General features: G+C 70.8%; 25 protein-coding genes. 16 read left to right on the forward strand and 9 right to left on the reverse strand.

The annotated features are described in order from the left end of the window. The first annotated feature begins 310 nt into the window (after positions 1 to 310). A complete protein-coding gene (locus ABH937_RS28025; RefSeq protein ID WP_370219911.1) occupies positions 311 to 1,681 on the forward strand; it encodes a lytic transglycosylase domain-containing protein in 1,371 nt (456 codons plus the stop codon). A gap of 71 nt (positions 1,682 to 1,752) precedes the next feature. On the opposite strand, the gene ABH937_RS28030 is transcribed toward ABH937_RS28025, so the two are convergent. Together ABH937_RS28030 and ABH937_RS28035 are read right to left on the reverse strand one after the other, a co-directional pair. Further along, positions 1,753 to 2,139 carry a carboxymuconolactone decarboxylase family protein gene (locus tag ABH937_RS28030; protein ID WP_280690469.1) on the reverse strand — a complete coding sequence of 129 codons (387 nt, stop codon included), beginning with the start codon at positions 2,137 to 2,139 and terminating at the stop codon, positions 1,753 to 1,755. Next, positions 2,136 to 2,801, reverse strand: coding sequence for a class II aldolase/adducin family protein (locus tag ABH937_RS28035; protein ID WP_370219912.1), 666 nt, complete (start codon positions 2,799 to 2,801; stop codon positions 2,136 to 2,138). Before ABH937_RS28035 ends, ABH937_RS28030 begins: the two co-directional genes overlap by 4 nt. Positions 2,802 to 2,928: 127 nt before the next feature. Here ABH937_RS28035 and ABH937_RS28040 point away from each other — a divergent pair, with 127 nt between their 5' ends. Further along, positions 2,929 to 3,315: a MerR family transcriptional regulator gene (locus tag ABH937_RS28040; protein WP_280690467.1), complete on the forward strand. Its 387-nt coding sequence runs from the start codon at positions 2,929 to 2,931 to the stop codon at positions 3,313 to 3,315. 46 nt (positions 3,316 to 3,361) lie between these two features. Here the strand turns inward: ABH937_RS28040 and ABH937_RS28045 are convergent, their stop codons facing one another. After that, positions 3,362 to 4,978, reverse strand: a complete 1,617-nt coding sequence (locus ABH937_RS28045; RefSeq protein WP_370219913.1) for an amidohydrolase — start codon at positions 4,976 to 4,978, stop codon at positions 3,362 to 3,364. Positions 4,979 to 5,103: 125 nt separating this feature from the next. On the opposite strand from ABH937_RS28045, the gene ABH937_RS28050 reads away from it, so the two are divergent. After that, entirely contained in the window at positions 5,104 to 5,751 is a 648-nt protein-coding gene (locus ABH937_RS28050) for a TetR/AcrR family transcriptional regulator (protein WP_370219914.1), read from the forward strand. A gap of 50 nt (positions 5,752 to 5,801) precedes the next feature. Here ABH937_RS28050 and ABH937_RS28055 read toward each other — a convergent pair whose 3' ends face one another. Further along, positions 5,802 to 6,215, reverse strand: a complete 414-nt coding sequence (locus tag ABH937_RS28055) for a MarR family winged helix-turn-helix transcriptional regulator (RefSeq protein ID WP_370219915.1) — start codon at positions 6,213 to 6,215, stop codon at positions 5,802 to 5,804. A 50-nt stretch (positions 6,216 to 6,265) separates the two neighbouring features. Here ABH937_RS28055 and ABH937_RS28060 point away from each other — a divergent pair, with 50 nt between their 5' ends. Next, positions 6,266 to 6,433 carry a hypothetical protein gene (locus ABH937_RS28060; RefSeq protein ID WP_280690463.1) on the forward strand — a complete coding sequence of 56 codons (168 nt, stop codon included), beginning with the start codon at positions 6,266 to 6,268 and terminating at the stop codon, positions 6,431 to 6,433. Here the strand turns inward: ABH937_RS28060 and ABH937_RS28065 are convergent. Further along, a complete protein-coding gene (locus ABH937_RS28065) occupies positions 6,420 to 7,253 on the reverse strand; it encodes an alpha/beta hydrolase (protein ID WP_280690462.1) in 834 nt (277 codons plus the stop codon). The genes ABH937_RS28060 and ABH937_RS28065 overlap by 14 nt on opposite strands. Positions 7,254 to 7,553: 300 nt before the next feature. Between ABH937_RS28065 and ABH937_RS28070 the strand changes: the two genes are divergently transcribed. The 6 genes from ABH937_RS28070 (at position 7,554) to ABH937_RS28095 (ending at position 15,825) form a co-directional block, all read left to right on the forward strand. Continuing rightward, complete coding sequence (locus tag ABH937_RS28070; protein ID WP_370219916.1) at positions 7,554 to 9,839, forward strand: xanthine dehydrogenase family protein molybdopterin-binding subunit; 2,286 nt, start codon at positions 7,554 to 7,556, stop codon at positions 9,837 to 9,839. Then, the gene (locus ABH937_RS28075) at positions 9,836 to 10,768 is read left to right on the forward strand and encodes a xanthine dehydrogenase family protein subunit M (protein ID WP_370219917.1); all 933 of its coding nucleotides are present in this window, start codon (positions 9,836 to 9,838) and stop codon (positions 10,766 to 10,768) included. Before ABH937_RS28070 ends, ABH937_RS28075 begins: the two co-directional genes overlap by 4 nt. Further along, a complete protein-coding gene (locus ABH937_RS28080) occupies positions 10,765 to 11,259 on the forward strand; it encodes a (2Fe-2S)-binding protein (protein ID WP_280690459.1) in 495 nt (164 codons plus the stop codon). Before ABH937_RS28075 ends, ABH937_RS28080 begins: the two co-directional genes overlap by 4 nt. Beyond that, positions 11,243 to 12,226: an amidohydrolase family protein gene (locus ABH937_RS28085; RefSeq protein ID WP_370219918.1), complete on the forward strand. Its 984-nt coding sequence runs from the start codon at positions 11,243 to 11,245 to the stop codon at positions 12,224 to 12,226. The genes ABH937_RS28080 and ABH937_RS28085 overlap by 17 nt, the downstream gene beginning before the upstream one ends. Before the next feature lie 139 nt (positions 12,227 to 12,365). Beyond that, entirely contained in the window at positions 12,366 to 12,734 is a 369-nt protein-coding gene (locus ABH937_RS28090; protein ID WP_280690457.1) for a hypothetical protein, read from the forward strand. Next, on the forward strand, positions 12,727 to 15,825 hold the full coding sequence (locus ABH937_RS28095) for a caspase family protein (RefSeq protein ID WP_370219919.1): 3,099 nt from the start codon (positions 12,727 to 12,729) through the stop codon (positions 15,823 to 15,825). Before ABH937_RS28090 ends, ABH937_RS28095 begins: the two co-directional genes overlap by 8 nt. On the opposite strand, the gene ABH937_RS28100 is transcribed toward ABH937_RS28095, so the two are convergent. From ABH937_RS28100 to ABH937_RS28110, 3 genes are read right to left on the reverse strand one after another with little or no spacing between them, the layout of a single operon-like run. Then, positions 15,809 to 15,937, reverse strand: a complete 129-nt coding sequence (locus tag ABH937_RS28100; RefSeq protein WP_370219920.1) for a hypothetical protein — start codon at positions 15,935 to 15,937, stop codon at positions 15,809 to 15,811. The genes ABH937_RS28095 and ABH937_RS28100 overlap by 17 nt on opposite strands. A gap of 27 nt (positions 15,938 to 15,964) precedes the next feature. Continuing rightward, positions 15,965 to 16,645 carry a YbhB/YbcL family Raf kinase inhibitor-like protein gene (locus ABH937_RS28105; RefSeq protein ID WP_370219921.1) on the reverse strand — a complete coding sequence of 227 codons (681 nt, stop codon included), beginning with the start codon at positions 16,643 to 16,645 and terminating at the stop codon, positions 15,965 to 15,967. A 47-nt stretch (positions 16,646 to 16,692) separates the two neighbouring features. Beyond that, complete coding sequence (locus ABH937_RS28110) at positions 16,693 to 17,283, reverse strand: hypothetical protein (RefSeq protein WP_280690455.1); 591 nt, start codon at positions 17,281 to 17,283, stop codon at positions 16,693 to 16,695. 116 nt (positions 17,284 to 17,399) lie between these two features. On the opposite strand from ABH937_RS28110, the gene ABH937_RS28115 reads away from it, so the two are divergent. From ABH937_RS28115 to ABH937_RS28130, 4 genes are all read left to right on the forward strand, one after another. Next, positions 17,400 to 18,317, forward strand: coding sequence for a LysR family transcriptional regulator (locus ABH937_RS28115; RefSeq protein WP_370219922.1), 918 nt, complete (start codon positions 17,400 to 17,402; stop codon positions 18,315 to 18,317). A 56-nt stretch (positions 18,318 to 18,373) separates the two neighbouring features. Beyond that, a complete protein-coding gene (locus ABH937_RS28120; protein WP_370219923.1) occupies positions 18,374 to 18,871 on the forward strand; it encodes a MarR family winged helix-turn-helix transcriptional regulator in 498 nt (165 codons plus the stop codon). 146 nt (positions 18,872 to 19,017) lie between these two features. Beyond that, positions 19,018 to 19,437 carry a nuclear transport factor 2 family protein gene (locus ABH937_RS28125; protein WP_370219924.1) on the forward strand — a complete coding sequence of 140 codons (420 nt, stop codon included), beginning with the start codon at positions 19,018 to 19,020 and terminating at the stop codon, positions 19,435 to 19,437. A 38-nt stretch (positions 19,438 to 19,475) separates the two neighbouring features. Further along, complete coding sequence (locus ABH937_RS28130) at positions 19,476 to 19,943, forward strand: nuclear transport factor 2 family protein (RefSeq protein WP_280690451.1); 468 nt, start codon at positions 19,476 to 19,478, stop codon at positions 19,941 to 19,943. A 33-nt stretch (positions 19,944 to 19,976) separates the two neighbouring features. Here ABH937_RS28130 and ABH937_RS28135 read toward each other — a convergent pair whose 3' ends face one another. After that, positions 19,977 to 20,192, reverse strand: a complete 216-nt coding sequence (locus ABH937_RS28135) for a DUF6059 family protein (RefSeq protein ID WP_280690450.1) — start codon at positions 20,190 to 20,192, stop codon at positions 19,977 to 19,979. Between the two features lie 380 nt (positions 20,193 to 20,572). Between ABH937_RS28135 and ABH937_RS28140 the strand changes: the two genes are divergently transcribed. Further along, positions 20,573 to 21,319: an AfsR/SARP family transcriptional regulator gene (locus ABH937_RS28140; RefSeq protein WP_348533663.1), complete on the forward strand. Its 747-nt coding sequence runs from the start codon at positions 20,573 to 20,575 to the stop codon at positions 21,317 to 21,319. Positions 21,320 to 21,498: 179 nt separating this feature from the next. Continuing rightward, on the forward strand, positions 21,499 to 22,530 hold the full coding sequence (locus tag ABH937_RS28145) for a 3-oxoacyl-ACP synthase III family protein (RefSeq protein WP_370219925.1): 1,032 nt from the start codon (positions 21,499 to 21,501) through the stop codon (positions 22,528 to 22,530). Positions 22,531 to 22,534: the final 4 nt, after the last annotated feature.

Here is a 22,534-nt window from a genome sequence, read left to right on the forward strand (position 1 = left end):
AGCGGGGACGGGTGTCTCGGACGGCCGGCCCGACCCGGACCTGCGCCGCCCGCCGGCTGACCAGCTCCGGTACCGGCGACTGTCTCACCGAGACCGTCCAGCGAGCCGAGCCGCCCGGCATGGGCCTTTCCTCGGGCCCCCCGTGAACCCGCGTCACCTCGGCATGGTCTGATGCTGATGCCGACCGGCTGTCGACGGTCGAGACCGAACTGTGGGACCCGAGTGGAACCTGATGGGCGGTCGGTTCGTCCAATGACTGACCGCAGCACCGTCGGAAGGAGTTCACGTGGCCGGGTGGATACGGAAACGCATGCTGTTCCAGACAGCCGGGGTGTTCGTCGCCCTCGCTGGCGCGGCGGCGCCGTCCGCACCCCTGACCTTCGCTTCACCGGTGGCGTTCGGTGCGCCCGCGACCGCCGCGGGCGGGGCGACGACGGCCGGTCAGCCGCCGCTGGACGGCGGTGGCCCCCGGCCCCTGCCGCAGCCGCCGGCCACGGTGGCCGGATCGCCCTTCGCGGCACCGAGCGGGACGCCGACCGTGCTGCCGACCGGGACGCCGAGCGCCGGACCGGTACCGCCTGCGATGTCGCTGTCCGTGGACGGACCCCGGCTGCCGGCCACGGTCTTCGCCGCCTACCGCAACGCCGAAGCATCCCTCGCGCGCACCGACCCCGGCTGCCACCTGCCGTGGCAACTGCTGGCCGGCATCGGCCAGGTGGAGTCCGGCCAGGCCGATGGCGGCCGGGTCGACGCCGCCGGCACGACGTACACGCCGATCCTCGGTCCGGCGCTGGACGGGACCAACGGCTTCGCCGCGATCCCGAACGCCGTCGGCGGCACCTACGACGGCAGCGGTTCCTGGGCTCGGGCCGTCGGTCCGATGCAGTTCCTCCCCTCCACCTGGGCGGAGTGGGGCGCCGACGGCAACGGCGACGGGAAGGCCGACCCCAACAACGTCTGGGACGCGGCCATGGCTGCCGGCCGCTACCTCTGCGCGGACGGTCGTGACCTGTCGGTGCCGGCCCAGCTCGACCGGGCGGTCCTCGGCTACAACAACTCCACCGACTACCTCAACACGGTCAAGAGTTGGATGGCCTACTACCGGACGGGCGCCTCGACCGTGCCGGACCTGTCGGCCGGGCCCGGGCCGGTGGCCGCCGTGTCGACCGCCTCCGGGTCGTCCGGTACGCCCGGGTCGTCCCCGGTGCCCGGCCCGGTCGCGGTGCCCACCACCGCGCCGCCGGCCACGGCCGCACCCACGGCGCAGCCGTCCGCCACCGCTTCGCCCACGACCACCCCCAGCGCCACCTCCACTGCCACTGCCTCGCCGTCGCCGAGCGCGAAGCCGTCGCCCACCCCGACCGCCACCGCCTCGCCGTCGCCGAGTGCGAAGCCGTCGCCCACCCCCACCGCCTCGCCGACGGCTACCCCGAGCCCGACGCCGACCGCCTGCCCGTCCCCGACGGCCGGCGCGTCCGCTTCGCCGAGCCCGTCGACCTCGACCTCGCCCACCGCCTCGCCGTCGCCTTCCGCGACCCCGACCCCGACGCCCTCCGCGTCCGCGACCCCGGGCTCCCCGGCGCCCTCCGGCACCCCCACGCCGAGCTGCGAGTCCCCCTCGCCCACGGCCGCCGCGCCGACGAGCTCCCCGAGCCCGTCGCCCTCCGCGACCGCCAGGTGAGCGAAGCGCCGGGCGCCGCGAGCAAACTCGCGGCGCCCGGCGCGATGGGGCGGCTGCCGCACCAGCTACCGCTACTCCGGCAGGAGTTCGGCGATGATCTCGGTACCGAGCGCGTAGGCGGGCACGCCCGCGGTGATCAGCGCGGTCTCGGCGACCCCGATGAGGTCGGCGATGCCGGCGCCGGCATGGAGTGCGCCCTGGGCGTGGATCCGGGCGGGATGTGCCCGGCCGAGGGCCAGCAGTTGGCCGAAGTGGACCAGTTGCTGCACCCGCCCGCCCAGCGGACTGTCGGTCAGCACGATGTGCCGCAGTGCCGCGACGGCCTCCTCGGTAGGCAGCCGCCCGAAGTCTCGGGCCAGGCGCAGCCGGTCCTCGACACCGCTGGGAACGGCTCCGAGGGTGGCGCGGTAGCGGTCCCGTACGGCCTCGGCACGTCGGGCGAGGGCGTCGTCCGTCATGACGAGACCCGTGCGATCGAGGCCCGCACAGCCTCCAGAGCTCCGTCGGGGAAGTCCACGGCGCCGCCGATGGCCACCGCGGCGAGCTCCGCCTCGGCGCTCTCCTCGATCGCCACCAGGAGGTGGGCGGTGGCCGCCGAGTCGGGGCCGAACACCAGCAGGCCGTGGTTGGCCAGCAGGACCGCGGCCGTCGTGGGCCGTCGTTCCAGGACCTCGGCGATGCCGCGGACCGATACGTCCGACCCGCGGGGTCCCCAGGGAACCACCGGGACGTCCTCGGCCTGTCCGAAGCGCAGCATCGGTTCGGTGCGGCACGGCAACGCCCTGTGCGCCACGGCGAAGGCCGTCGCGGCGGGGGAGTGGGTGTGGATGATCGCCCCCACCTGAGGGCGGGCGCGGTAGACGGCGCTGTGCATGGCGATGATCTCGGCGCTGACGGACCGCAGTTCTCCCGCGAGGACCCGCCCGTCGAGACCGACGGTCGCCAGCTGCTCGGGCCGCAGGCCGCGGACGAACCCCGGTGTCAGCAGGAAGCGTTCGCCGTCGAGCCTGGCGCTCAGGTTGGCGTGTCCGGAGTGGGACATCACCCCTGCCGTGAAAAGTTGCCCGGCGGCTGCGACGAGCTGCTGGGCCTGCTCGTTCGCCGTGTGTGTGTCTGTCATCCCGGTACCTCGAAGTCTGTTGCCAGCGGCCGCTCGTTCGCCGCCGTCCACGTGCCGACCACTCTTCAACTTGAACTAAGGTTCAAGTCAAGACCAGGCGAGGCGAGGGAGGATCAGGGTGTGCGCGATGACGATCGGCCGGCTCGCCGAGGCGACCGGGGTGCCCGCGTCCGCGATCCGGTTCTGGGAGCGCCACGGCCTGCTGCCCGTGCCCGAACGGCAGGGCGGGCAGCGGCGCTATCCACCGGAGGCCGCCGAACGGATCGTGCTGCTGCGCAAGTGCCAGCAGGCCGGACTGACGCTGGTCGAGATCGGCGAACTGCAACAGGACCAGCCGCGCAGGCAGGCGATGATCCAGGCCAAGATCGCCGAGATCGAGCAGCGCGTGGTCGATCTCGACCACGCGCACCAACTCCTCACCCACGCCCTGCACTGCGGTGAGGAGGACATCGTCGGGTGCCCGAAGTTCCGGGAGCAGATGGCGCAGTGGCGGACGCCGCCCCCGGGGTCCTGAACTCGGTGGGCCGCGTGCTCGCCCGCCGACCCGGGCGGGCGGGTGTTCAGCGTGCCGGGGCGTGGACGGTTCGGCCGCCGACGAGGGTGTGGGTGGGGTCGAGGTCGCGCAACTGGTCCGTGTGGCAGGTGGTGGGGTCGGTGGGCCACAGGGTGAGGTCGGCGAGGCGGCCGGGGGTGAGGGTGCCGCGCAGGTGGCTCTCGCCGGTGAGGCGGGCGGCGTTGACGGTGTGCAGGGCCAGGGCCTCGGCGCGGGTGATGGCGTGCTCGGGTCCGCGGACGCCGGTGACGGTCTGACGGGTCGTCATGCCCCACACCGAGCGCATCGCTCCGTACGCGCCGACGGGGTAGTCGGAGCCGCCGGTCACCAGGGCGCCCTGGTCGAGCCATTCGCGGGCGGGGAAGAGGCGGTCGACCCGCTCCCGTCCCCAGAAGCCGTCCTCGACCTCGGCGGTGTCGTGCAGCAGCGGCTGCTGGATGGTGACCGGGATGCCGAGTGCGATGGCGCGGGCGCGCTGCTTGTCGTCGGCGAGGCCGCCGTGTTCCATCACGAGCATGTTGGCGGGTAGGCCGGGGTTGCGTTCCAGGACCTGCTGGTAGGCGTCGAGCAGGGTGCGCACGCCGCGGTCGCCGTAGGCGTGGGTGCCGACCCGCCAGCCGCGCCGGACCACGGCCTCGACGGAGCGCACGAGGGCGTCGGGTTCCCAGGTGAGGGTGCCGTAGAAGTCGCCGTGGTCGCAGTAGGGCTCTTCGGTGGCGCCGGCTTCCAGGCCGCCGTCGAGGACGAACTTGACGCCCCAGACGCGCAGCAGCGGGTCGGCGGTGTAGCGCCAGTCCTGCATGCCGTCGAGGAGGTCCTCGATCTGGGCGGGGTCGGTCATGCCGATCGCGGAGACCAGGGCGCGCATCCGGACGTTGAGGGCGCCGTCGCGCTGGGCGGCTTGCAGGACGGCGAGGTCGGGCAGCGGGACCATGCAGTCGCGGACGGTGCCGATGCCGGTGGCGGCGTAGTCGAGGGAGGCGCGGCGCAGGCCGTCGACGCGGGTGGTCAGGTCCGGCGGCGGGAGGAGGCGCTCGACCAGGCTCATCGCGTTGTCGATCAGGCGGCCGTTGAGCTGTCCGTGTTCGTCGCGGCCGATGACGCCGCCGGGCGGGGTGGGAGTGTCCTCGGTGATGCCCGCGAGCTTCAGGGCGAGGGTGTTGACGACGTCGTTGTGGCCGCCGCGCTTGACCAGGATCGGGTGCCGGTCGCTGGCCTGGTCGAGTTCGGCGGCGGTGGGCATCCGGCGCTCGGCGAGGTTGAGTTCCTGCCAGTTGGTGGTGGTGCGGATCCACTGGCCCTCGGGCGTGGTCGCGGCCCGCTGCCGGATCAGGTCGAGGAACTCGGCGATGGTGTGGGCCTGGTGGACGGGGACGTCGTGGGCGCTGTGGCCGGCCAGGATCAGGTGGGTGTGGGTGTCGTCGAAGGCGGGCAGCACGGTGGCGCCGGGCTGGTCGATGACGGTGGTGCGCTCGGTGATCCAGTCGTCCAGGCCGTGCGGGTCCGGTGACAGGGCGGCGATGCGGTCGCCGACGATCGCGAGGGCCCGCTGCGGCTTCGGCCCGGCGACCAGGGTGTGGACTGCTGCGGCCCGCAGCACGGTGTCGGCTCCTCGAACTGCCATGACCAACTCCAAAGTAGACTAGATGATCTAATCTAGAGGCTAGCACTGAGCAGCCATGATGAATGTTGTTAGACTGGGTGATCTATTGCGTGGCGGATGTCCGCACGCCAAGAGCAGGAGCGCCGATGCCAGCATCCCCCACCCCACCCACTGCAGGGCGGCGCAACGCCAAGCAGGACGCGATCCGCCAGGCCGCCATGCGCGTCTTCCTGCGCCACGGCTACGCCGGCACCAGCGTCGACGCGATCCTCGCCGAGGCGGGCGTGTCCCGCCAGACGCTCTACAACCACTTCGGCGGCAAGGAAGGACTCTTCCGCGCCGTCGTCCAGGACGTCCTCGACCAGGTCCTCGGCACCCTCGCCGACCAGGTCGAGGAGACGGCTCTCGGCGAATCCGACGACCTCGAAGCCGACCTCACCCGCCTCGGCACCACCTGGGCCACCGTCATGCTCCAGCCCCACGTCCTGGCCCTGCGCCGACTCGTCATCGGCGAGTCGACCAACTTCCCCCACCTCGCCCAGACCTGGAACGAACGCGGCCCCGAACGCCTCCAGCAGTACCTGCTGCGCGCCTTCGGCCGCCTCGCCGACCGCGGCCTCCTGCGCCTCGACGATCCCCAGGTCACCGTCACCCTCTACGCCCACAGCATGGTTCTCGTCCCCGACCAGGCCATGCTCCAACTCGGCGCGACGCCCGACCCGGCCACCATCGACCGCTACATCACCGCAGCCGTCCGCATGTTCCTGGCCCGCTACGCCACCACCACGGGCTGACCACCACGGGCTGACCGGCACGGCTCGCCGACGTGGTGCGGACGGCTGGCTCAGCTGCCGTGGCTCTCCGGCGTTCCCGTTGCGGTCGGCATGGCGGTGGCGACGGCGGCGAGCAGTCTGTCGAGCTGGGCCAGTTCGGCGTCGGGCAGGGAGCCGAAGATCTGGCGCAGCAGGTGCTCGCCCGCCGCGGTGCCGGCGGCGAGGGCGGCGGCGCCTTGGGGGGTGAGGGTGACGAGCTTGGAGCGCCGGTCCTCGGGGGAGGTGGTCCGCTCGACGAGTCCCTCGCGCTCCAGGGCCTCGACGGATTGGGTGACGGAGCGGGGAGCGTGGCCGAGTGCTTCGGCCAGTGCCGACTGCTGCAGGGGGCTGCGGCGGGCGAGGATTTCCAGGACTTTGGTGCGGGCCAGGGAGAGGCCGCCCGCTGTCATGGTGTCGTCGACCACCTTGCGCAGGTGGTGGCCCACCGCGAGGTGGTGTCGGCGACCCGCAGCACGGCGCCGACATCATCGTGCGGTTGGCGACCGATCCCGCGTTCGCCGCGAGTAGCGGTGGGTTCTACGGCGCCAAGGGCGCCGAGCCGCTGGCCTGCCCGCGGGCGGGACACGACGAGCAGGTCCAGCGCGAACTGTGGGAGGCCACCGCCGACTTCCTCCAGGAGACCGGTGCGGTCATGCGGAGATGAACGCGAGCAGTTCCTTGTTGACCTCCTCGGCGTGCGTCCAGATGAGACCGTGCGGGGCGCCCTCCAGCACCACCAGCCGGGCGCCGGCGATGCGCTGGGAGAGCGGAATCGCGGTCGAGCGCAGCGGCAGCGTGCGGTCCGCGTCACCGTGGATGATCAGCACGGGGACGTCGATCCTCGGCAGGTCCGCGCGGAAGTCGGTGAGCCAGGCCGGGACGCAGTCCAGGGTGGCCTTGGCGGAGGCCGAGACGCCGACGTTCCAGCTGTACTGGACCACCTGGTCGCTGACCCGGTCGCCGCCGAGCACGTCGACGTTGTAGAAGTCGGCGAGGAAGTCCGCGATGAAGGCGGGGCGGTCGGCGCGGATGGCGCCCTGGATCTCCTCGAAGACGATGCCGTCCACGCCGTCGGGGTTGTCGTCGGTGCGCAGCAGGAACGGCGGCACCACGCCGAGCATCACCGCCTTGGCGACGCGCGCGGAGCCGTAGGCGCCGAGGTAGCGGGTGACCTCGCCGGTGCCCATCGAGAAGCCCACCAGGACCACGTCCCGCAGGTCGAGGTGGGTCAGCACGGCCTCGAGGTCGGCCGCGAAGGTGTCGTAGTCGTAGCCGAACGCCGGCTTGTCGGAGGCGCCGAAGCCGCGGCGGTCGTAGCTGATCACCCGGTTGCCGGCGGCCAGCAGCGCGGCCACCTGCTTCTCCCAGGACGCCCCGTTCAGCGGCCAGCCGTGGATCAGCACCACGGGCCGGCCGGTGCCGTGGTCCTCGTAGTACAGGTCGATGCTGCTGGAGTTCTCTTCGCCGACCGTGATGAAGGGCATGGTGCCGGTCCTGTCGTTCGGGCCGAACAGCGTTGGCTGCACGGTTCGTTGATCTTGGCGGGCACCAAACTAGGTCGGCGTCGGGCTGCGGCTTTCCTCTGCACGCACCGGCTCTGTCCTGCGCGGGTGATTCGCGCCGGGCAGTGCACCAGGCCTGTCCTCGGAGCGCACAGGAGCACTCGTCGCTCTGGTCACGACGCGGGCGGCCCATACATTGAATTCGTTCGAGCACTCTCAGTGTGCGCGTGGCGAGTTCACGGTCACTCCCCGCAAACAATCACGAGGCGCAGAGGTGGAGTCGTGGAGCAATGGACCAGGCGCGAGGACAGGCGGCTGCTCACCGGGCAGGGCCGCTTTGTCGCCGATATCGCGGTGCCGGGTTGTCTGGACGCGGTGTTCGTCAGAAGCAGGGTGGGCCACGGCACTTTACGTGCGGTGGACTGCGCCGCCGCGCGTGCGGTGCCCGGTGTGGTGGGGGCCTGGTCCGCCGCGGACCTGGCGGAACTGCCCGCGGTTCCGTACACGTTGCTCGCCAGGCTCTCCACGGAGGAAGCCGTGGCCGGTCGGGAGTGGCCGGCGCTGGTGAAGGACCGGGTGCGGTACGCGGGCGAGGCGCTGGCGGTGGTGCTGGGGGAGGACCGCTACCGGGCCGAGGACGGGGCGGCCGAGGTCTCCTGCCAGGTCGATCCGCTGCCCGCGATGGTGACGCCGTCCGCCGCGGTGGACGATTCGGTGCGGCTGTTCGACGGGTTGAGCAACATCGCGTTCCAGGGCGAGGCCGGGAAGCCGGTTGAGGAGTCGGTGTGGCGCGAGGCGGCGGCCGTGGTGGAGGGCCGGTACCGCCAGCAACTGCTCATGCCCACACCGATGGAGTGCCGCACGATCCTCGCCGTGCCCGAGGGGGACCGGCTGACGGTGTGGTCGGGGCACCAGATGCCGCATCGGCTGCGTCGTGAACTGGCGGCGCTGCTGGGGTGGTCGGAGGACCGGGTGCGCGTGGTGGTGCCGGACACCGGCGGGGCGTTCGGGTCGAAGAGCGCGGCGTTCCCGGAGTTCGTCGTGGTCGCGTTCCTGGCGGTGAAGCTGGGCCGGCCCGTGCGGTGGATCGAGGACCGGCTGGAATCCATGCTGGTCGCGACCCGGGGACGGGGCCAGGACCAGCGGGTGCGGCTCGCGGCCGACGCCGAAGGGCGGTTGCTCGGCTACGAGTTGAAGATCGACGCCGACGTGGGCGCCTATCCGCACCTCGGGGCGGGGCTGCCGATGCAGACCGCCTGGCTGGCGACGGGCCCGTACACCACGCCTCAGGTGCATGCGACCGTCCGCTCGGTGCTGACCAACACGATGATGACGTACCCCTATCGCGGTGCGGGCCGGCCGGAGGCGACGATCGCGCTGGAGCGGGCGATGGATGTGATGGCACGTCAGCTCAGGCTCGATCCGGCGGAGTTGCGGCGGCGCAACTTCATCCCACCCGAGAGCTTCCCGTACCGGACGCCCACCGGTCGGTGCTACGACAGCGGGAACTACGTCGCCGCGCTGGACCTGGCGTTGGAGACCCTGGGGTACGACAAGTGGCGGGCCGAGCAGGCCCGGCGCCGCACCGATCCGGCCGCCCTGCCGCTGGGCATCGGCCTGTCCTGCTACGTGGAACGCTCCGGCGGCGAGGCAGGCGGACTGCACGAGTTCGGCAGCGTCGAGGTCGGCGAGGACGGCACGATCACCGCTCGGTGCGGTGCGGCGCCCAGCGGGCAGGGGCACGAGACGGTCTTCGCCGCGCTGGTCGCCAGGACGCTGGGGGTCGCCGAGGAGCGGGTCCGGCTGGTCGAGGGGGACACCGACGAGCAGCCCGAGGGCCTGGGTTCGTTCGCCAGCCGCTCCGCCCAGGTGGTCGGCGCGTTGCTACAGCACGTCGCACGGCGGCTGGTCGACGAGGCCCGGGAGCGGGCCGCGCGGCTGTGGGAGTTGCCGGTGGACGAGGTGGCGTGGTCCAACGGCCTTGTGCATGCCCTAGGTCCTGTCCTGAAGGACGGCTCGGCAGCCATCGAGGTGGCGGAACTGGTGAAGGTCACCGGGCCGTTGCGGGTGGCCGACCGGTTCGAGTCGGGGATGGCCTTTCCGTTCGGCTCCCACGCGGTGGTGGCCGAGGTCGATCCGGAGTTGGGCACGGTGCGGCTGCTGCGGGTGGTGACCGTGGACGACTGCGGCGTGGTGCTCAACCCCGTGCTCGTGCGCGGGCAGGCCTTCGGGTCGGCCGTGCAGGGCATCGGCCAGGCGCTGTACGAGGGGATGACGTACGACGAGGACGGCGTGCCGATGCTGGCCTCGGGCCTGCTGGACTACCTGCTGCCGACGTTCACCGAGGTCCCGCCCATCGAGGTCAAGGACACCTGCACGCCGAGCCCGAGCACGCCGCTGGGCGCGAAGGGCGCGGGCGAGTCGGGGTGCATCGGCACGCCGGCCGCGATCGTCAACGCGGTGGCCGACGCGCTGCGGATCGCCGACCCCGACCTGTTGCAGATGCCGCTCACCCCGGACGTGGTCTGGCGGGCGGCCCGCGCCCCGAAACTTCAGGAGGTCCGGTGAAGCCCGCCGCTTTCGACTATGTCGTGCCGCGCACGGTGCCCGAGGCCGTTGCGGCGCTCGGCGACACCGGGCGCAAGGTCCAGGTGCTCGCCGGTGGGCAGAGCCTGATCCTCGAGATGCACCTGCAACGCATCCGCCCCGAGCTGGTGGTGGACATCAACCGCATCGCCGGGCTCGACCGTTTGAGCGTGGACGGCGGCACGCTGCGGGTGGGCGCGCTGGTCCGCCATGGCGTCTTCGAGTCGGCGCGGGCCGTGCCGGGCCCGCTCGGCACGCTCTTCGCACGCGCCGTGGTCAACATCGCGCATCCGCCGATCCGTTCCCGCGGCACGATGGTGGGCAGCTTCGCCTGGGCGCACCCCGCCTCGGAGTGGTGTGCGATCGGCACCGCGCTGGATGCCGACATCGAGGTGCAGGGCCCGGCGGGCAGGCGGGTGGTCGCGGCTCGCGACTGGTTCCACGGTCCGTACCGGACCGCGCGCCGACCGGAAGAACTCATCACCTCCGTACGGTTCCCGTTGCTCGGCGACGACACCGGGGTCGGCTTCATCGAGCACCGGCGCACGCACTTCTGCTTCGCCCAGGTGGCCGTCGCCGCCGCGCTGACCGTGCGCGACGGGGTGATCTGCGAGGCGCGGATCGGCCTGGTGAACTGCGCCGACCGGCCGCTGCGGGCCCGCGCCGCCGAGCAGGCGCTGATCGGCAAGGAGCTCGGCCCGCCCGTGGACGGCCACCGGCTGCCCGAGGACCATCCGTTCGCCCACGCGGGCCGGATCGCGGCGGCGCGGGACGCCGCGCCCCTGGCGGAGCCGTACGCCGACGTCGAGTACAAGCGGCAGGCCATCGCGGTCCTGGTCGGCAGGACGCTCTGCCAGGCGGCGAACGACCAGCGGTCGCGCGCCGCCCAGCTCAAGGGAGACCAGCAGTGAAGATCACCCTCACGGTGAACGGTGCGGCGTATCCGCTCGACGTGGAGCCGCGCCGCATCCTCGCCGACGTGCTGCGCGAGGACTGCGGGCTGACCGGCACCCACCTGGGCTGCGAGCACGGCATCTGCGGGGCGTGCACGGTGCTGGTGGACGGCGAGGCGGTCCGCGCGTGCCTGATGTTCGCCGTGCAGTGCGACGGCAGCTCGGTGCGCACCGTGGAGGGGCTCGCCGCGCCCGACGGTGAACCGCACCCGCTGCAGCGGGCGTTCTCCGCCGAACACGCCCTGCAGTGCGGCTTCTGCACCCCGGGCTTCCTCATGGTGGCGGCCGGGGCGCTGGAGGCCGATCCGAACATCGGTGACGACCCGGAGCGCGTCGACGGTCTGGTCGGCTCCAACATCTGCCGGTGCACCGGCTACGAACCCATCCGTCGCGCGATCCTGCGGGCCGCGCGCGAGCAGCAGGGAGATCGAGATGGCGTCAACAGGTGAGATCCGCGCGGGGATCATCGACGTCCACGCGCACTGGCTGCCACGCGACCTGCTCGCCCTGCCGCCCGGCTCCCCGCTGGGCGGGATGAACGACCGCGACGGCGAGCTGTTTCTGGGCGATCGTCCGCTGTCGCTTCCGACGGCGGCGATGACGGACATCGGCACCATCGTCGCCGACACCGTGCGGGCCGGTCTCGGCTGCCGGGTCATCTCGGCGCCGCCGTTCGCCTTCCCGGTGCACGCGCCGGCGCAGGCGGACGACTACATCACCGCCTACAACGAACAGTTGGCACAGGCGGTGTCGACCACCGACGGCACGCTCGTCGGACTGGGGTTGGTGCGGCTCGACGATGTGGGTGCCGCCCGACGGCAGTTGACGCACCTGGCGGCGTTGGACGGCGTCGCGGGCGTGGCCGTCCCGCCGCTCGCCGACGGTCGCTCCTACGGCTCCGGCGTCATGCGCGAAGTGCTGGCCGTCGCAGCGGAGTTGGATCTCGCCGTGCTGGTCCACCCGATGCAGCTGCCGCGGCCCGAGTGGGCGGAGCACTATCTGGTCAACCTGATCGGCAACCCGGTGGAGAGCACCACCGCCGTGGCATCGGTGCTGCTGGACGGCGTCCTGGAGGACCTGCCCGACCTGCGGATCTGTTTCGTCCACGGCGGCGGCTGCGCGCCGTCGCTGATCGGCCGTTGGGAACACGGCTGGCGATCACGGGCGGACGTGCGCCGGGGGAGCAGCCGCCCGCCGGCCGAGTCGTTCGCGCGGCTGTACTTCGACACGATCACGCATGATCCCGAGGTGCTGCGGTTGCTGCGCGCCCACGCCGCGCCGGATCGAATCCTGTGCGGCAGCGACTACCCCTTCGACATGGCGCAGCCGGACCCCGCGGGCTTCGTGCTGGCGGGCGGCATCGATGCCGCGACGCTCGAAGCCAACGGCCGCGCGTTCCTGGGGATCGGGTCCTGATCCGACAACTGGTTCGTGTCCATGGTGCCGCGTCAGCACAGCCGGGTCAGCAGTCATGAACTGCGGTTTCCGTGACAGCGGGGCCACTTCCTGTGACAATGGTCGGCGCAGGTCTGTCGCACCAATCCGGGGGCACATCATGGCGGTTGAGCACAGCTCACATCAGCAGCGCGCGATCGCGTTGGCGGTGTCGGACCCGGCTGAGCTGCGGTCGCTTCGCGAGCACCTGCGCCGGGTGTCCGGCGCGGAGGTCGTCCAGCTCCCGGGTCGGCCCGGCCCCGGGGAACAGGGAGCCTGGGACATCCTGGAAGTTCTGGCCGGCAGCAGTGGTGTGCTGGCGGTCGTGATCAAGGCTCTGCCGGACTTCATCCGGTCCCGCCGCTCGGACATCACGGTGACCGTGACGTCGGGGGAGCGCAGTATCACGATCAACAGGACCAACGCCGTCGGGGACGCGTGGGCAGCCGAGGTGAAGCCTGCTCTTGACGAGTGGTTCGGCGATGCCTGATGCCCTGGACGGCGACTTCTCCCGGTCCAGAGCCGTCCTCATCGGCACCTGGGAGTACCGGAATCTGAGCGCCGTGCCTGCGGCCGAGCACAGCCTGAACCGGATGCGGGCGCTGCTGGCCGGCCCGCTGTGCGGCGGCTGGCCCGAGGACAGCATCCTGGTCGTCCGCAACCAGAGCAGGCCGGGTGACCTGCCGGAGCAGCTGACTCGGTGGTTCCACCAGGCAGCGGACGTCGCGTTGTTCTACTACGTCGGGCACGGCCAGTACGACAACGACGACGAACTCTGCCTCGCACTGGCCGAGTCGAGCGACGACGCCTACCTGCGGACCAGCACCAGCCTCACCTTCGACGCCGTTCGCAGGGCGTTCCGGTCCAGCGATGCGGCCACGAAGATCGCGATCGTGGACTGCTGCTACGCCGAACTGGCCGCAGGCCGGAACACGTTGGGACCGCAGCAAGCAGAGTTACCGCGCTCGGCGGGCTTCTACCTGATGATGGCCAGCGGCGCCTCCTACACGGCCTGGTTCCAATCGGCAGCCGACATCCCCGCACCACAGACCTACTTCACCAAGTACCTGGCTGACGTCATCGAACGCGGCATCCCCGGTCAGCCCGCCGCACTCACGCTCGGCCCGATCTTCGACCGGGTCGCCGACGGGCTGGTACGCGACGGCAAGCCCGAGCCCAGAAGCCGCGTGAGCAATCACGCTGCCGGTTACGCCTTCGCTCGCAACACCGCGGCACCGACAGCGGACCCGGCCGAGGAACGGGGCCGTCCGACCGGACCTCCCGAGCCGCCTGCGCGCATCGAGCCGATCCCGCCGGCCGAACCGGCGCGGCTTTCCCGGAGCGTGAATCCCAAGGACAGGGCCCGCGTTGACCGGGAGTCGACCATCGGGTCGGTCATCCTGCCGGTCGACCGGATCGATCTGCGCCACCTTGCACTGGCAGGTGGGGCACCGCCGCTGGATGCCGCGGCGGACGCACTGATGCACGAGGTGCATCAGCAGTGGAAGCAGGCCGCGCACGACCGGAAGCTGTATGCCCCCGCGCCGATACCGGTGCGGTGGCGGTGGTCTCGCCGCGGGCTTGCCGGCCCGATGGTGGCGGCGCTGGGGGACTCCGAGGGCTCGGTTCCCTTCGCACCGCTGCCCGGCATTCCGGTGACGGACTCCCGCACTCTGGGTGGGGGTGAGCTGGTCGACCTGCTCCGGGTCTACGGCGGACTGCCCTCGGGCCGCGTCGCTCTGCTCGGCCGCCCGGGCAGCGGCAAGTCCGAGGCGGCGCTCCTGACGGTGTTGGAGGCGCTGAATCACCGCAGCGAACTGGACAACGCGTTCGAGCGCGCCAAGGTGCCGGTCCCGGTGCTGCTGAGCGTCAGCGGATGGGACGCGAGTCGTGAAACCCTGACCGACTGGGCGGCCGCCCGACTCGCCGAGGACTATCCCTTCCTGAAGCAGCGCAAGTACGGACGCAGGATTCCCGCCACGCTGGTGCAGCATGGTCGGGTCGCGCTCTTCCTCGACGGATTCGACGAGTTGGAGCCCGGACTGCGCCAGGCCGCCCTGAAGGGAATCGGTCACCATTCCGAATCCCGGGTGATGGTGTTCGCGCGCACCGACGAATTCACCGACACGATCCGCGCCGGTCACCTGCCCGGTGCCGCGGTGCTGGAACTGGCACCGATTCCCGGCGCGGACGCTGCCGAGTACCTGCGGCGCTGCCAGGTGGAACCCGCGCCCGAACCGTGGGAACGGCTGATGGACCACCTCAGGAACCAGCCGGACAGTGCCCTCTCCCGCGCCCTGGACATACCGCTGGGCCTCACGCTGGTCCGCGATGCGTTCCCCCATTCCGACGCCCTCACCGATCTGCTGGACCGGGACCGGTTCACGACCACCGAGGAGGTCATGGCCTATCTCCTGGACCGGTTCATCAGCATCGCCTACCAGCCACAGCAGTTCTCCGACCCGGTCCCCTACAAGGCGGCGCAGGCTCGACGGTGGTTGAGCTATCTCGCGGCCACGATGGCGGAGCACGGCACCTACAGCCTTGACTGGCGGTATCTGCCGCGGTGGGCGCGGGCGTTGCCCAGGATCGTCATGCTCAGCATCGTGTGCACGCTCGCCGGAGCGTTCGGCGGCGCCCTGTGCTACGGCTGGGGCGGTTTCGACACTCAAGGATTCGGTGGCGCGAGCAGCGGGGCTCTGGTCGGGGCGGCGTTGGGCGTCGTCATCGGCCTGGCGGCAGGGGCGGCCTCGGAACTGCGCGACTCCAGACCGGGTGGACTCGGCTGGCGGTTCGCCAACGACAGCAGGCGGCGGTTGAGCTTCAACCCGGGGATAGCAACGATCGTCGGGGTCGTCATCGGAATGCTGTCCGGCGACTACTGCTTCAACACCACCCACGACCTCGCGGCGGCAGCCGCGGTCTTCCTCGCCGCCGGAACCGGAGCCGGCGCCGTGGCCGGCATGACCGCGATACGTGTCCACCCGGCTCCCGGACGGACCGCGTGGTCACGTTGGAAGGCCCTGTACTCAAGACTGCCCCTGCTCCCCGGCGCCGTCGCCGGCGGCCTGCCGCTGGGCTTCAGATACGCATTCCCGCACGGCATTTCCCACGGACTCCATCCGGTCGAAGGCCCGCTGAACGGACTGTGGGGCACGCTCATGGTCTCCCTCATCATCGGAGCCGCGCGACTTCCCTACCAGGTGGCCATACGAAGCGGCCGGCATGCCGTCTGGAGGCAGGAGCGCCGCCGGGCCATCGTCTTCGGAGTGCTGTTCGGACTCTGCGTCGGCCTGGGGTTCGGTCTGCGCGAGGCCTTCATGTGGAACAAGGACCTCGTCGCCGCACTGTTCCAGACGATCGGTATCGCCGTTCCTTGCGGAATATGTGTCACGATCGCCAGTTCCGACGCCTGGCGCAGCTCCTTGCTGTTCCTCCAGTGGCGTCTCCAAGGCGCGTTCCCCGGCCGTGGCATGCGCTTCCTGGAAGATGCCTACAACCGCCAGGTGCTACGGGCGGAGGGGCCCAGATACCAGTTCCGCCACGCTCTGCTCCAGGACAAACTCACTCAGGACTCCTGAGCGTGTTCGCCAGGTGGGCGGTGATGCCCTCGTGCGGGTGCCGCATGTCGGCGAGCAGCGGGTCGAGCACGCCGGGACGACGCCGACGGTGGTACGGCCCGAAGAGCCGCACTGCCGTCGGAGCCTCCCGGCATCCGCTCTACTGCTCCGGGCCGGCGCTGGTCGGGCAGACCAAGGTGGCCCGGGCGATGGTGTGGCTGTTGATGGTGAAACCGAGCAGAGCGCCGCTGGTGGCGGAGTTGAGGCCGGTCTTGGGGATGTCGAGCGCGGTGACGGTGAGGTAGTAGTCGTGGACGCCGGAGTGGGCCGGCGGGGCGCCGCCGATGTAGCGGGGCGTGCCGGCGTCGCCGTTGAGCTGGAACGCTCCGGCGGGAAGGTCCGTGCTGTCGGGTGCGCCGGCGTTCTCCGGCAGGGAGTGGGTCGTGGCGGGGAGGTCGGCGACGACCCAGTGCCAGAAGCCGCTACTGGTGGGGGCCTCGGGGTCGTACATCGAGACGACGAAGCTCTGGGTGCGCTCGGGGAAGCCGGACCAGGACAACTGCGGTGAGATGTCCTTTCCACCCGGGACGCCGAAGACGCCCGACAGTTGCGGCGTCGGAAGCGGCTCCCTGTTGCGCACGGTCGTGCTGGAGAGGCGGAACGAGGGGACCTTCTTCAGGTACGCGTACGGGTTCGGACGATCCCGGTCCGTCCGCTGCGCGGAGACGGTGGACTGCTCACCATTTCGCACGGGTTGGCTTCCGGTGAAGCCGGCCACGGCGCACACGGTCGCGACGAGGGCGGTGGCGGTCGCGGCGAACTTGAACCTGGTGCGGATCACTTCTGATGTCCTTGTCTGTCGGCTTGTCGGAGTGTTCTGGTGGGTCCTCATGCGGCCATGCGGTGGAGAAAGCGCGTCACCTCGTCGCGAATGAACGGAGCGCCGGGAATGACGTGGCCACCGGAGTGCTCAAGGACGGTGGGGGAGCTGAACTGCTCGGCGAGCACCCGTGAGTCGCCGATCGGGACGATGGTGTCGGAGCGTCCCATGATGTGCAGGGACGGGAGGCGGTACCGCTCGGTGGCGGCGTACAGCCCCGCATGCTTGGACGAGTCGCTGCGGAATCCGCCGACCATCATCGCGAACTCGAAGGCGACGGGCGGGCGTTCGTCGACGCGCCCGTGCGGATCGCGCATCCCCACGAGCAGCGAGGCGAGTGCGGCGCCCTGGCTGAAGCCGAAGACGCCGTCGAAGGGGCGCTGCTGTTCGAACAGGTCGACCATCCAGTCCCGGGTGCGCTCCCAGCCGCGAAACTCATGGTGCCACCAGCCGAAGTCTCCGGTGGCCAATGACGGGGCATCCACATAGACGAATTCCACGGTATCTTGCAGGCCGTCGGTCAGGGGTGCCATCTGCTCACGCAGCACGCGGCCGCTGCCGTGATAGCCGTGGAGGCAGAGCACTCGAATATTGCGCATATCTGAACTTCCGCCGTAGGTCGAGATACTGACTGGTCGCCATCTGCACATCATGGTGCGCCTTCTTGCGCCATTCGTCCAACAAATGGCTGTTCTTGCGGTGATAACCTGAGTGCATGGCAGTTTCGTTGCGTCAACTCGAGTACTTCGTTGCGGTGGTCGACGAGGGGTCGTTCACGGCAGCGGCCCAGCTGCTCCATGTCAGCCAGCCGGGCCTCTCCCACCAGATCCAGGCCCTGGAGCGCGAACTCGGTGGTCCGCTGCTGGAGCGCCTGCCGCGCAGGGTGCGCCTGACCCCGGCCGGCCGCACCGTCCTGCCGCACGCGCGGGCGAGCCTCGCCCACGCCGAGCGGGCCGGCAGCGCGGGTCGCCGGGCCAACGGCATCGCGACCGGTGAGCTGCACGTCGGCACCCTCTACTCCATCAGCACCGGCATCCTGCCCCACGCGCTGCGCGCCTGGCGTCGCAACTACCCCGAACTGCGCGTCCAGCTCGTCGAGTTCCGCCACAGCGACGACCTCGTCGCGGCCATGGAGGCCGGCAACGCCGACCTCGCGGTCGGCCCCACGCCCCCGAACTGGGACGGCCCCACCCGCGAGATCGGCACCGAGGAGTTCCTGATCGTGGCCGCGAGTGACGCCGACCTGCCCGCCGACACCAACCGGATCCGGCTGGCCGACCTCGCCGAGCACGAATGGATCCACTTCACCCCGCAGAGCGGCCTGTCCGAGATCCTCGACCACGCCTGCAACGCCGTCGGATTCACGCCGCGCGTAGCGGTACGCGCCGAGCAGAGCCCCACCGCACTCAACCTCGCGCTCGCCGGCCTCGGCCTCGCGCTCATCCCGGGCAACAACATCCCACCGCGCTTCGAAGGCACCCTGCTGCGACCCGACCCGCCGGTCCTGCGGCCGCTGTCGGTCTACACCCGGGTTCGCCCCGACCCGATCACGGCCGCCTTCGTCGAGGCCATCGCCGACCGGACCCTCGTCACCCCGCCGCACATCGAGCACAGGCTGCGGAGCGGGTCCTGAGGCGGTGCGTTCCGAGGCGCCGCGCCCGCGCCGCGCCGCGCTGATAGCCTCGCAGGATGACCACGCCCGAGCCGTCGCCGCAGGCGGACGAGCACGCCGACTTGTGGCTCACGTCCGCCGAACTGGCGTCATGGATGTCGGTGGTCCGCCTGATCACCCGGCTTCCGTGGGCCATCGACGCACAGTTGCTGCGTGATGCGGATCTGAGCATGGTCGAGTACATGACCCTGGCGATGTTGTCCGAGGCTCCTGAGCGGAGCCTGCGGATGAGCGTGCTGGCCGAGCACACCAGCTCGTCGCTGTCCCGCTTGTCGCACCTGGTGAAGCGGCTCGAGCGCCGGGGCTACGTCCGGCGCGAAGCGGATCCGGTCGACGGGCGCTTCACCAATGCCATCCTGCTGCCCGCCGGCATGAGCAAGCTCGAGTCGGCCGCGCCCGGCCACGTGGCCTACGTACGCCACCTCGTGGTGGACAACCTGTCCGGCGAGCGCCTGCGCCGGCTCGGCCAGGACGCCGAGCGCATCCTGCGGCGCATCGACTCGCCCGCGCGCTGAGCGCATCCTGCGAGTCGTTCACCTTGTGCACGTGGCAATCGGCGTATTGCTCTTGCGCGTTCTCATGACTTGAGCATTAAAGTGATTGAGAGGGCAGGTGCCTCCATTGGCAAGCGGTGCCGACCGCACGAACCAGGAGAACCGAGATGTCACTGGACAACGAGAAGATCATTCGTGACGCCTACCAGGCCGCCGAGGACAAGGATGTCGCCGCGTGGGTCGCGGCCTTCACCGAGGACGGGACCTTCACGGACGAGTCCATCCCGCACACCTATCGCGGCGCGGAGGAGCTGGGTAGGACGGTCGAGGTCTACGCGAAGGCGTTCCCCGACATGCACCGGGAGCTCGGCCAGTTCTATGCGGTCGACAACATGGTCATCGTGCAGCTGCGGCTGCAGGGTACCCACCTCGGCCCGCTGGAGCTGCCCTCGGGCACCGTCCCGCCGACCGGCAAGCGCATGGACGCCCCCTGCTGTGACGTGTTCGAGTTGGTGGACGGCAGGATCAAGCGCTTCGACTGCTACGCGGAGGGCTCCGTGATCGCCGCCCGGCTCGGCCTGGCCTGAGAACTTGGCTTGAAGGTTCAACCATGATGGGAGCAGGCATGTCCGCTCACAGCTCGATCTCAGCACAGGAGGCCGCCGACCGGCTGGCCATCCGCGAGCTGATCGACGCCTACGCGCACTGCGCCGACCGCCGGGATGCCAAGGGTCAGATGGCCCTGTTCACCGAAGACACCCGGTTCCTGGTCCACCTGGACGCCACCGCGGCCGAGCCGACCCAGGAACTGCACGGGCGGGAAGCTCTCGCCCCGGTGTTCGACAACCTCAACTCCTACCGGGCCACGACCCACTTCAACGGCCAGAGCACGGTCTCCCTCGACGGCGATCGGGCGAGCGGCGAGAGCTACTGCCTGGCCCACCACATCTCGTCCGGCGCGGACGCCGAGCGCACCATCATGATCGCGTCCATCCGCTACCTCGACGAATTCGTCAAGCGGGACGGCGGGTGGTTCTTCGCCGAGCGCCGCCTGCTGGTCGACTGGACCGAGACCCGCCCCTGCGTGCCCTGAGCGCCTGGGACGGGCCGCCGTGGTGACGGGGCGTCAGCGGTCCAGGTGGCGCAGTTGATGATTGAGGGCGCGTTCGGTGGGGGTCAGCGGGAGGTCGGGGCGCAGTTCCTCGGGGTGCAGGGGCGAGGTGCCGCGGCGAGGGAGGTTCGGCGGCGGCAGGGGGGTCCAGCAGCCCCAGTGGATCGCGAGTGGCTGCAGGGCGGCGAGCAGGAGGCGGGCGATGCGCCGCGCCCGGTGGCGGCAAGGCATGTGGTGGGTTCCCTCCCCAACTCGGCGCCGGCCCGGTCGCGGAGGTCGCGGTGCGCCCGAGGTGGTCGCCTGGCAGCGTCGGCGCCGCTGCTTAAGGAGTGCTAACCCCGTTCTTGACTGGGAGCGGGCGGGGCGGCGGACGTCATGTGCTCTGTGTCACAGGTTCGGCGGCTTCGTCAACGCCTGGCCGGAGCGTGGCCGTCCGGCTGTCGAACCGTAGGTAGTTTCCCCTATTGCTGCCGACCCCGCGGCTCTTGCAGGCTGCTAAAGCGTGATTGCGACGCATTCAAGCGGCTTGTTTCGCCGTATGTTACTCGGGTGTTAGTGCACGGTTTCAAGGGGGGAAAGTGCGATACGAACTCCTGGGCTCGTTGCGTGTCATGGGGGATGGCGGGGTTCATGCGCTGAGTGCCAGGAAGAAGGAGATTCTCCTGGCAACACTGCTGATCAGGGCCGGTCAGGTGGTCACGAAGGATCAACTGGTCGACGAGTTGTGGGGGGACAAGCCGCCGAGCCGGTCCACGGCGGCACTGCACGTCTACATTTCACAACTGCGTGGTTTCCTGCCGTGTCGGGATCGCGAGCGCAGTCCGATCGTCACCCGATCGTCCGGGTACCTGCTGGAACTGGGCGAGGACGAGCTGGACTTCCAGATCTTCCAGCGGCTCACCATCCAGGGGCGCGGCCACGCCCGCGCGCAGCGCTACGAGCAGGCCGTCGGCTGTTTCGACCAGGCCCTGGCGCTGTGGCGCGGCCCGGCGCTCGGCGGGCTGAAGGAGGGGCGGATCGTCAGCGGGTTCGCCACCTGGCTGGAGGAACTTCAGCTGGAGTGCGTCGAGTTGAACGTCACCTCGAACCTGGCGCTCGGTCGGGACCACGAACTCATCGGGTTGCTCTACTCGTTGATCCTCGAACACCCGCTGCACGAGGCGTTCTACCAGGGGTTGATGGCGGCGTTGTACCGGGTGGGGCGGCGCGGGGACGCGCTCCAGGTCTACCGGCGGGCGCGCGAGGTGCTCCGTCGTGACCTGGGGATCGAACCCTGCCGGCAGCTGCGCGACCTGCACCAGACGATCCTGGCCGCCGAGGACGACCTCGGCAGCAGCCTCGTCCGGATGTCCGGCTGAGCGCAGGTCGGCCGGCCGTCCGGCGGGCGGCGGTCGCGTGCGCAGAGCGGCTTTAGGGCCGCTTTGCGTACCGTCCGCACGATGGCCGCACACGACGGGTGCCGCGGATCCCGCTCAGACGCCGTCTCCGGTCGGCTGCGGATCTCGTCCGGCCCGTGGAGACTCCTGAAAGGAGCACAATGGCCGCCTCTGACATCGGTGTCGCCGCCGTCGCCACCGCGCTTCCGGGCCCGCCGATCGACAATGCCACGCTGGGCCGCACGCTCCGGGCCGGCGGAACGTTCGAGAGCTGGGTGGACACCTTCATCGGTACCAGTACCCGGCATCTCGCGATGGACCTGGAGACCGGCGAGGTGCGGTTCAGCCTCGCCGACCTGGCGGAGACGGCCGGTCGCAAGGCGTTGTCGGCGGCGGGCGTCGCGCCGGGCGAGGTCGACCTGGTGGTGATGGGCACCTCGATGCCGGACTCGTTGCTGCCGACCACCGTCAACGTGGTGGCGGACCGGCTGGGGATCGACGGCGTCGCCACCTACCAGCTGCAGTCGGGCTGCACGGGGGCGATGCAGGCCCTGGACGTCGCCCACCAGATGCTGTTGACCGGTCGGCACCGCACCGCGCTGGTGCTCGGCGGGGACGTCTGCGCCAAACACGTGGACCTCGGTGTCGAGTTCGAGACCCTGTCCCCGGGGGAGTTGGTGAACACCGTGCTCTTCGGGGACGGCGCGGGTGCCCTGGTGCTCACCGCGGACCCGGCACCCGGCAGCGTGCTGCTGCGCCGGGTGCTGGTCCGGTTCGTCGGTCGTGGCCGGGCGCCGGGGCAGATCGTGGAGTGGTTCGGGATGGGCGACCGGCACGAGCAACGGCCCGCACTGCACGAGGACTTCAAGGCGATCGAGGAGCACGTGCCGACGCTCGCCGCGCAGGCGTTGACCGAGCTCATCGAGGCCCAGGGGTGGCAGCCGGCGGACCTCGACTACCTGTTGCCGCCGCAGCTGTCGGTCCGGATGACGGACCGGATCGTGAAGCACCTCGCGCTGCCGCGGGCCGAGGAGGTGAGCTGCGTGGGCGAGACCGGCAACACCGCGAACGCGCTGCCCTTCTTCCAGTTGGAGCGGATGCTGTCCAGGATGTCGTCCGGGCAGCGGGCGGTGGCCGTCGCGGTGGAGTCCAGTAAGTGGATCAAGTCCGGATTCGTGCTGGAAGCGGCCTGAGGCG

The sequence above is a fragment of the Kitasatospora sp. GAS1066B genome, from assembly GCF_041262605.1.
Classification (GTDB): Bacteria; Actinomycetota; Actinomycetes; order Streptomycetales; family Streptomycetaceae; genus Kitasatospora.

Excerpts from the sequence above, each read along its gene's own strand:
- ABH937_RS28025 (WP_370219911.1), top strand. The coding sequence starts at position 311 with ATGCTGTTCCAGACAGCCGGGGTGTTCGTCGCCCTCGCTGGCGCGGCG.
- ABH937_RS28140 (WP_348533663.1), top strand. The coding sequence starts at position 20,573 with ATGGGGGATGGCGGGGTTCATGCGCTGAGTGCCAGGAAGAAGGAGATT.
- ABH937_RS28040 (WP_280690467.1), top strand. The coding sequence starts at position 2,929 with ATGACGATCGGCCGGCTCGCCGAGGCGACCGGGGTGCCCGCGTCCGCG.
- ABH937_RS28115 (WP_370219922.1), top strand. The coding sequence starts at position 17,400 with ATGGCAGTTTCGTTGCGTCAACTCGAGTACTTCGTTGCGGTGGTCGAC.
- ABH937_RS28145 (WP_370219925.1), top strand. The coding sequence starts at position 21,499 with ATGGCCGCCTCTGACATCGGTGTCGCCGCCGTCGCCACCGCGCTTCCG.
- ABH937_RS28065 (WP_280690462.1), bottom strand. The coding sequence starts at position 7,253 with ATGCCCTTCATCACGGTCGGCGAAGAGAACTCCAGCAGCATCGACCTG.
- ABH937_RS28035 (WP_370219912.1), bottom strand. The coding sequence starts at position 2,801 with ATGACAGACACACACACGGCGAACGAGCAGGCCCAGCAGCTCGTCGCA.
- ABH937_RS28085 (WP_370219918.1), top strand. The coding sequence starts at position 11,243 with ATGGCGTCAACAGGTGAGATCCGCGCGGGGATCATCGACGTCCACGCG.
- ABH937_RS28090 (WP_280690457.1), top strand. The coding sequence starts at position 12,366 with ATGGCGGTTGAGCACAGCTCACATCAGCAGCGCGCGATCGCGTTGGCG.
- ABH937_RS28045 (WP_370219913.1), bottom strand. The coding sequence starts at position 4,978 with ATGGCAGTTCGAGGAGCCGACACCGTGCTGCGGGCCGCAGCAGTCCAC.
- ABH937_RS28095 (WP_370219919.1), top strand. The coding sequence starts at position 12,727 with ATGCCTGATGCCCTGGACGGCGACTTCTCCCGGTCCAGAGCCGTCCTC.
- ABH937_RS28050 (WP_370219914.1), top strand. The coding sequence starts at position 5,104 with ATGCCAGCATCCCCCACCCCACCCACTGCAGGGCGGCGCAACGCCAAG.
- ABH937_RS28135 (WP_280690450.1), bottom strand. The coding sequence starts at position 20,192 with ATGCCTTGCCGCCACCGGGCGCGGCGCATCGCCCGCCTCCTGCTCGCC.
- ABH937_RS28030 (WP_280690469.1), bottom strand. The coding sequence starts at position 2,139 with ATGACGGACGACGCCCTCGCCCGACGTGCCGAGGCCGTACGGGACCGC.
- ABH937_RS28110 (WP_280690455.1), bottom strand. The coding sequence starts at position 17,283 with ATGCGCAATATTCGAGTGCTCTGCCTCCACGGCTATCACGGCAGCGGC.
- ABH937_RS28130 (WP_280690451.1), top strand. The coding sequence starts at position 19,476 with ATGTCCGCTCACAGCTCGATCTCAGCACAGGAGGCCGCCGACCGGCTG.
- ABH937_RS28125 (WP_370219924.1), top strand. The coding sequence starts at position 19,018 with ATGTCACTGGACAACGAGAAGATCATTCGTGACGCCTACCAGGCCGCC.
- ABH937_RS28120 (WP_370219923.1), top strand. The coding sequence starts at position 18,374 with ATGACCACGCCCGAGCCGTCGCCGCAGGCGGACGAGCACGCCGACTTG.